The following is a 7,709-nucleotide window of genomic DNA, read 5'->3' as shown; positions in this document are numbered from 1 at the left end:
CTCGACAAATGACCGGTGCTGTACCTCAGATCTGCGGAATTTCTCCTCAGCGTCTTTCTGGTGTGAGAGTGCTTCCCTTGCATTCTGCTGTTCACGATATGATCGTTGGAGGGGAAAGTACACAATGACAACGGAAATGGCGCTGTAAAAATAATGGTAAGGGCATGAGACCCCCATATGGATATGGATGGATTGAGGAGTTGTTTAGTTAGCTCGAAAACCGACATCAGGATAATCAGGGAGAAAAAAACAAGTGCGAGATCCCAAGAGAAGGCCGAAACGTTTTTTTTAGGTCCATTTTTATCATGTTCACGAATGAAGAATTCATATGTGGGTGACCAAATGGATGTGTGGTTCAAGCAAATTGCCGGGAATATGGGGGGGCCAATTCTGCCGATCATTTTTTCCGAGTCTCGTGGCAATCACGCTGGCGAAAAAGCCTCCTTAAATAAAGTGGGGCGCTTCAGAATGTTCACAGGAAATACAGAGAGATTAATTTCTCGTCATTGGCCATTAATGAGTGTTTTCCTTTGTCGTATTGCATGATCATGATGAGGATTAATAGTGAGCACGTAGTCATATGCCTGTAGTGCATCCGAATGACGCAGGATCTTTTTGAGAATGAATCCCTTGTAGAGCCATGCATCAATATTATCGTTTTCACGCTCAATTGCGAAGTTACATGAATTGACAGCCTCATCGTACCTGCCCTGCATAGCAAGTGCTTTTGCACGGTTTATCCAGGTGGAGACATCATCATCGCTGATCTCAAGTGCCCGGTCATAGGCAAACTGCGCCTCATCGTATCTGCCAAGTTTCCGCCGTGCATCCCCGAGCGCCGCCCATGTGCGGGCATTCTCCGGTTCACGTTCCAGCACCCTTTCGTAGGTTTCAGTGGCGAGCTGATACTTTCCTACTTTGATATAGAGATCACCAAGGGTTTTCAGGGATTCACTGTCATCCGGGATGCTGATGAGGACTTTCAGGGTCTTATTAATATATTCATCATATGAGTTCCGGCGGGTAGCCGGAGGGGCTGATGTGATGATATCAGCAGTGCCATGCAACGGTATTTCGTATTGGTTGGCCGGAACCGGTGCTTCTTTTACAGGATGACTCATTGGGTAACCGGAAGATATCGGTTGGATCGTATCGACAGCGATATCCATCTTGGATAGATCATGGCCGGTCTTTTTCTGGAGTGTTGTACGGGAGGCTTCCGAAAGGATATCGCGCAGGGGAGTGTGTTTGGCGGGTTGTGGTATGAAAACCCTGCCGGGCATGGCTGAGGTATCTTGTGACGAATCAGGGACGGGGTCTTTGAGTGTAGGTGCTGAAAACAGATCTACGGTTTTCCTGACGGGTTTTGTTTCCCGGGATCGTTCACGCTTTTTCATCGCAATACTAATACCGGTGAGAGCATCTACATGCTTTGGCTCAATGGCCAGCACCTGTTCATACGCTTTGATCGCCTCATCATATCGCCCCAGTACGGCAAGAACGAGGCCTTTAACATACCATGATTTCCCGTGTCTGGGATTAATTGCAAGAGCACGATCGTACTGGGTAAGAGCATCGGAATACCTGCCGAAACCGGAATAAATCAGGCCCTTATACGTCAGTGCATCTTGCAGTTCTGGATTGTATATCAGCGCCCTGTCAAGGAACTGCAGTGATTCCTCGAATTTGCCCATCTGGTACAAGGCATACCCTTTCAGAAACCAAGAGTCAGCATGATCTGCAGATTTTGCGAGCATTTTATCCAGTGCTTCAAGTGCATCAAGGTAATATCCGCTGGTACAGAGTTCGCACCCCCGCTTGTACCAGAATTCAGGATCCCGTTTCGTATTATTCAGGATTGTGTCCATGAACTCCATATTGTTAAATCTCCGGTCGGTTATTTCTGTCCCGACTTCACCTCGGTAATATTTCCTCCAAATTAATATATACTTTTTCAATCAAATATATAGTTAAATCATATTACTATTTACTTTGAGGAGTTGGCACCGGAACAAAGAATAATCCAATTGCTTAGCGCATAGGAAAAAGCGGATTGCAAATGGTGTAAAAAAGGAACGTGTGGGAAAATTATTTTCCTGTTTTTGCCTTGTGCGGTCCAAGTTCATTCTCAACCAAAAGATTGATCACTGTTTCTGAGATATCCCCGGCATACTCCCCGGCACGGCGGATACTTTCGGCGATATTTCCTATAGGTACAGCAGCCATTGTATCCTGCTTGAGTACCATGTTGTTGATGTCCCCGCAGATATTCTCCAGTGCACCGATCGATTCGATATTCCTGTGAGCTTCTTTCATGTCCGTGTTAAAAAATGAGATGATACTCCTATCGAATATTTCCAGGGACATCGCACTGGATTTCTTGATGGCATGTATGATTTTTTTATCGAGATCGATATCAATGATGGGAATTGAATTTTCCGCGATCCTGACGGCATGGTCGCCAACCCGTTCGATGATCCGGCTCAGCATGCAGTAATTCATGGCCATACTAGGAGAGATCCCCATCTTGCGGGATAGGGAAGCGTTCTGCATCAGCATATTCGTCTGCCGGGCGATCAGCCAGTTCAGCCGGTCTGCATCCATGTCGCGGGTGATGACGTCCTGTGCCAGCGTTTTGTTATGTGTCTCAAGTGCCGTGATCGCATCCTCATGCATGGTTTTGACAATGACGAACATCCGCTTGATGGTATTGTCAAAAGGCATCTCTGATGGGTTGAGAAGATCCTTGATGGCGATCACCGTCTCGGTCTCCTCAACGACTTCCTGTCCGATTGTCATCTGGGTGAAGTCCCGCACAACCGATCGCACGAACGGGGGGAACCTCTGTTTTGTAGTTATCCGGATGGTAGTAAACCCGGTAATATATGTACCGATAAGCATCCGGAATAAAAATGCGGGATCCGCTATAGTACTGCTGTCAATTTCCTTGATACGCTGAATGGGGTCTTCCGTAATCTTTTTCGTGACAAGCAATGTCCCATCCGGCTGGACTGTCAGCCCGACCGGATCGTTCTTTTTGATCTTCTGCGCTTCTGCCCAGTCCTTTGGCAGCGTCACCACGAAGGATGCACCACCGGTCATCTGCACACGCCGTATCTCCATCTCTTACTCTCCGCAAGACAATAGGGAAATGATTTCGCTATTACACTCTATTTGTCTATTTCCTGTATATATACTAGTATAGTTTATGGCGAAAAAGGGTTTATCAACTCGTGTGAAATGCTAGATCGAACACCATGATTGAGAAACGGAGTTCTTATCTGATTATTACCTTCAGCCTTGTCGCAGTGTTCATGCTCGCGATTGCTGCAGGATGTACAAGCAACGGATCAACGAATACGGCTTCAACGCAGGCGCCCGTCGCCACCCCCACGGCTGCTGCAACTGCCATAGCCGCCTCCCCCGCAAATAATCCCACCGTCCAGGAAACGACAGCAGTACCGTTAAACACGAGTTCGCCGGCCTCATCAGGGCAGAAACAGACCCTTAGAATCAGCGGATCAACCACAGTCCTTCCGATTGTCCAGGCAGCTGCTGACCAGTTTATGGCAGCTCACCCGGATGCAGACATCCAGGTTTCGGGTGGCGGATCAGGTGTCGGCATTCAGGCAATTGGGGCCGGGACCGTTGATATAGGTATGACCTCTCGCGAAGTGACCGCTGCTGAAATGGCTAAGTATCCCGACTTTGTCATTACACCGGTTGCACAGGATGGCATCGCTATCATTGTCAACCCGACCAACACGATCCCGTCTATCACCTTCGATCAGATCAGGCAGATCTATCTGGGTAACATCACCAAATGGTCAGAAATTACGGGAGCAGATGTCCCCGGCACCAATGACCAGATTGTCGTTGTCGGGCGTGACAGCGCATCGGGAACCCGGGTGTATTTTGAACAGACCATCCTGCCGGTGAATGCAACCCCGATCGCATCGATGCAGGAGCTGAACTCCAATGGGGCGGTCCTCCAGAACGTTGCGCAGACGCCGGATGCTGTCGGATATATCTCCATCGGTTTCGTCAGTCCTGATATCAAGGCACTTCCGATCATGGAAACTAACGGCACTACTGTTACCCCTTCGGTCGACAACGTAAAGACCCGGACCTACCCTATCTCCCGCAACCTCTACGTCATCACCAACGGCCAGCCTACCGGTCTTGCCGGCGACTTCATCAAGTACATTCTCAGCCCCGATGGCCAGAAGATTGTTGCAGATCAGGGATATGTCACGCTGACCTGAGATGGGATGTCGAGGGACCCATAAATTTTTTCTGTTTAACCTGAGGTCAAGATCGTGAAAATTGCCGGAACCAGCATCGGATTCAGGACCGTTTCACCGGGCAGCCTCCGCAGCTCCGTGATCAGGGAGCAGCTGATCAAGACCCTCTTCTTCCTCACAGCCTTCTTTGCCGTTATTGCTATCCTTTTCATCCTCCTCTTTTTGGTACGGGACGGTTACCCGATCCTTGAGCAGGTCAGCCTCCCCGGCTTCCTGCTCGGATTGTCATGGGAACCAACTGCAGCGGTCCCGCTGTACGGGATCTTACCGCTGATCGTCGGGACGCTCCTTGTTACCATCGGTGCCATGGTCTTTGCCGTCCCTCTTTCCATCGGCTGTGCAATCTTTATCTCCGAAATCGCCCCCCCTCCGATGAAAACGGTTCTCAAACCGGCAATCGAACTGCTGGCGGGGATCCCTTCGGTGGTCTACGGGTTCTTTGGTCTTGTCGTTCTCACGAATTTCATACGGGTTGCTTTCGATCTTCCCTCGGGAAATACGTGGCTTGCCGCGTCCGTCCTTCTGGGGATCATGGCCCTTCCCACGATTGTCAGCGTCTCCGAAGATGCAATCAGTTCAGTCCCGTGCGAATTCCGCGAAGGTTCCCTTGCTATCGGTGCCACCCGGTGGCAGACGATCAGCCGGGTGATTGTACCGGCTGCCCTCTCCGGCATCGCTGCTGCCATTATTCTCGGTATCGGCAGGGCAATCGGGGAGACTATGGCGGTTCTGATGGTGGCCGGTAATGCTGCGATAATCCCGGTTCCGATCTGGAACATCTTTTCGCCGGTAAGAACCCTGACCGCGACACTGGGTATTGAGACCGGGGAAGTTTCGATTGGCAGCGATCATTACCATGCATTGTTTGCCGTGGCAGTCGTGCTGCTGCTTATCACGCTCGTCATCAACCTCTCCGCAGTTGCCATCCTCCGTTACCTTCACGAAGGGCGCACGACCCGTCCCGGCCGGAAACCCTTTATCAGTCCTACTGCAATGGACTCGATTGGGAGGACCTCAAAAATCCTCGTTGCGGCAGTCCTTCTTATATTCCTGTTTGCAGCCGCTCCCTGGTGGCTTGCGGGGCTCATCCTGCTTGCAGGAGGCGCATGGTATTTCGGCAGGGACCGGCTTTCACAGGCAACGATCGAGAAGTGCTCATTTGCACTGATTGCTGGTGCTACTGTCATCGTCCTGGCAATTCTTGTCATCATCCTCCAGGACATCATCGTCCATGGTCTCCCGGCATTGTCGTGGGATTTTCTGACCCAGCCCCCCACGGATCTCGGGAGGGCAGGCGGGATTTATCCGGCGATCATCGGTTCGCTGTACCTCGTTACAGGTGCGATCGCCATCGCGCTTCCGCTGGGTGTCGGGGCGGCGATTTACCTGGTGGAATATACCCGCGAAGGAAAGATTACCCGGCTTATCCGGACGGGTTCCGATCTCCTCAACGGCACTCCTTCAATTGTATTCGGCCTCTTCGGGTTTGCTTTCATCGTCATGTATCTCAACGTCGGGATCTCGATGATTGCTGGGCAGATCACCCTGGCGATGATGGTCCTGCCCACGGTAATCCGGACAACGGAAGAATCCTTAAAGAACATCCCCCACTCCCTGCGCGAGGGGAGTCTTGCACTCGGCGCAACCCGTTGGCAGACCATCAGCAAAGTGGTCCTTCCCCCCGCGGTTCCGGGCATTGTGACCGGCGCGATCCTCTCCATCGGGAGAGCGGCCGGGGAGACCGCTCCCATCATGTTTACTGCAGTTGTCTTCTCCCAGCGGTTCCTGCCTTCATCAGTCTTCCAGCCGGTAATGGCCCTGCCGTACCACCTCTTCATTCTCGCAACCAATGTCCCGAATTCTACAACGAACAGGTACGGGACGGCGCTGGTCCTGCTTATGCTTGTCGTTGGATTTTATTCGGTTGCGATTCTTGTAAGGACCCATTTCCAGAATAAGTCACGGGGATAATATGTCTGAAAACAGTATCATTTCCACAACCAACCTGAATCTCTGGTATCATGAGAAGCATGCCCTCCAGTCAGTCTCCATGAGAATCCCGAGGAACAAGGTGACTGCCCTGATTGGCCCTTCGGGATGCGGAAAATCGACCCTGCTGCGGTGTTTCAACCGGTTGAATGACCTCATCGATCACGTGAAGATTACCGGTGAGATCACGCTTGATAATGAGAATATCCATGCGCCGGATACAGATGTCGTGACGCTCCGGAAGCGGGTCGGGATGGTCTTCCAGAAACCCAACCCGTTCCCGAAATCGATCTACGAGAACATCGCGTACGGTCCGAAGGTCCATGGCGTGAAGAACCGAGGCGAACTCGACAGAATTGTTGAGCAGAGCCTCCGCCATGCTGCCATCTGGGACGAGGTGAAAGACAGGCTGAACGATTCCGCTCTGGGTCTCTCCGGTGGCCAGCAGCAGCGGCTCTGTATTGCGCGTACTCTTGCAGTCTCCCCGGAAGTGATCCTGATGGACGAACCCTGTTCGGCACTTGATCCGATCGCGACTGCGAAGATCGAGAACCTGATCGATATGCTCAAGGAAGAATATACGGTGATCATCGTTACCCACAATATGCAACAGGCAGCCCGGGTGAGCGATTATACCGGTTTCATGTACCTGGGCAGGCTGATCGAATGCGGGAAGACCGTGGAGATCTTCGAGCACCCGAAAGAAGAACTCACCGAGAATTACATCACCGGCCGTTTCGGGTAGGGAGAGAATATGGCAGAAAAATTTCATACAGAACTCAAAACCCTGAAAAAAGATACCCTGGTGATGGCAGGACTTGGACGCCTGATGCTCAGGAACTCAATCGATGCACTGATCCGGCAGGATAAGGAACTCGCTGCCACGGTGATTGCAAGAAAAGATGAGATCCATAAAATGGAAGTCCGGATCGAGGAGCACTGTTACCAGCTGATTGCACTCAACCAGCCCATGGCAAAGGACATGCGGGTCATTGCCTGCACCCTCAAGGTAATAACTGCATCGATGCGGATCGGGCGCTACGGCAAAGTGATCGCCAATATCGCCAGGGAGATCTCCGACAAGCCCCATATTGCCAACCTGATGAGCATCCCTCACATGGGCGATCTCGTGATTGATATGGTTGACGATGCAATCAGGGCGTACGAGACCGAGGATCTCGCGCTTATCGAGGATTTTTCTGCCCGTGACGATACGATCGATGCGCTCAGGCACTCGATCTTCCGGGAAGGGATCACGTTCATGATGGAGGATCCGAGGAACATCTCGCGCTGCACTCACTACATCATGGTTGCCCGGTACCTCGAACGCTGTGCCGACCATGCCTGCAAGATCGCGGAGAATGTGCATTACATGCAGACCGGCGAACGCATTGAGATTCACTAAACCCCGGGATG

General features: G+C 51.4%; 6 protein-coding genes. 4 read left to right on the top strand and 2 right to left on the bottom strand.

Features of this window, described 5'->3' with window-relative positions; all coding sequences use genetic code 11:
* Window positions 1-503 precede the first annotated feature (503 nt).
* Both WBL42_RS01030 and WBL42_RS01025 read right to left on the bottom strand, forming a co-directional pair.
* Window positions 504-1,868: a tetratricopeptide repeat protein gene (locus WBL42_RS01030; protein WP_424719407.1), complete on the bottom strand. Its 1,365-nt coding sequence runs from the start codon at window positions 1,866-1,868 to the stop codon at window positions 504-506.
* 220 nt (window positions 1,869-2,088) lie between these two features.
* Window positions 2,089-3,123 (bottom strand): PhoU domain-containing protein, encoded by a 1,035-nt coding sequence (locus WBL42_RS01025; protein ID WP_424719406.1) that lies wholly within the window; start codon window positions 3,121-3,123, stop codon window positions 2,089-2,091.
* A gap of 134 nt (window positions 3,124-3,257) precedes the next feature.
* Between WBL42_RS01025 and WBL42_RS01020 the strand changes: the two genes are divergently transcribed.
* From WBL42_RS01020 to phoU, 4 genes are all read left to right on the top strand, one after another.
* A complete protein-coding gene (locus WBL42_RS01020) occupies window positions 3,258-4,265 on the top strand; it encodes a phosphate ABC transporter substrate-binding protein (RefSeq protein ID WP_424719405.1) in 1,008 nt (335 codons plus the stop codon).
* Between the two features lie 120 nt (window positions 4,266-4,385).
* A complete protein-coding gene (gene pstA, locus WBL42_RS01015; protein WP_424719408.1) occupies window positions 4,386-6,275 on the top strand; it encodes a phosphate ABC transporter permease PstA in 1,890 nt (629 codons plus the stop codon).
* A 1-nt stretch (window position 6,276) separates the two neighbouring features.
* The gene (gene pstB, locus WBL42_RS01010) at window positions 6,277-7,038 is read left to right on the top strand and encodes a phosphate ABC transporter ATP-binding protein PstB (protein WP_424719404.1); all 762 of its coding nucleotides are present in this window, start codon (window positions 6,277-6,279) and stop codon (window positions 7,036-7,038) included.
* Between the two features lie 9 nt (window positions 7,039-7,047).
* A complete protein-coding gene (gene phoU, locus WBL42_RS01005; RefSeq protein ID WP_424719403.1) occupies window positions 7,048-7,698 on the top strand; it encodes a phosphate signaling complex protein PhoU in 651 nt (216 codons plus the stop codon).
* The last annotated feature ends 11 nt before the right edge of the window (window positions 7,699-7,709 follow it).

The sequence above is a fragment of the Methanoregula sp. genome, from assembly GCF_049686655.1.
GTDB lineage: Archaea > Halobacteriota > Methanomicrobia > Methanomicrobiales > Methanospirillaceae > Methanoregula.
This window is presented reverse-complemented; position numbering and strand designations above follow the sequence as displayed.

Bases quoted from the DNA above. Each gene is read 5' to 3' on its own strand.
- WBL42_RS01030 (WP_424719407.1), bottom strand. From the start codon at position 1,868: ATGGACACAATCCTGAATAATACGAAACGGGATCCTGAATTCTGGTAC.
- WBL42_RS01025 (WP_424719406.1), bottom strand. From the start codon at position 3,123: ATGGAGATACGGCGTGTGCAGATGACCGGTGGTGCATCCTTCGTGGTG.
- WBL42_RS01020 (WP_424719405.1), top strand. From the start codon at position 3,258: ATGATTGAGAAACGGAGTTCTTATCTGATTATTACCTTCAGCCTTGTC.
- pstB (WP_424719404.1), top strand. From the start codon at position 6,277: ATGTCTGAAAACAGTATCATTTCCACAACCAACCTGAATCTCTGGTAT.
- phoU (WP_424719403.1), top strand. From the start codon at position 7,048: ATGGCAGAAAAATTTCATACAGAACTCAAAACCCTGAAAAAAGATACC.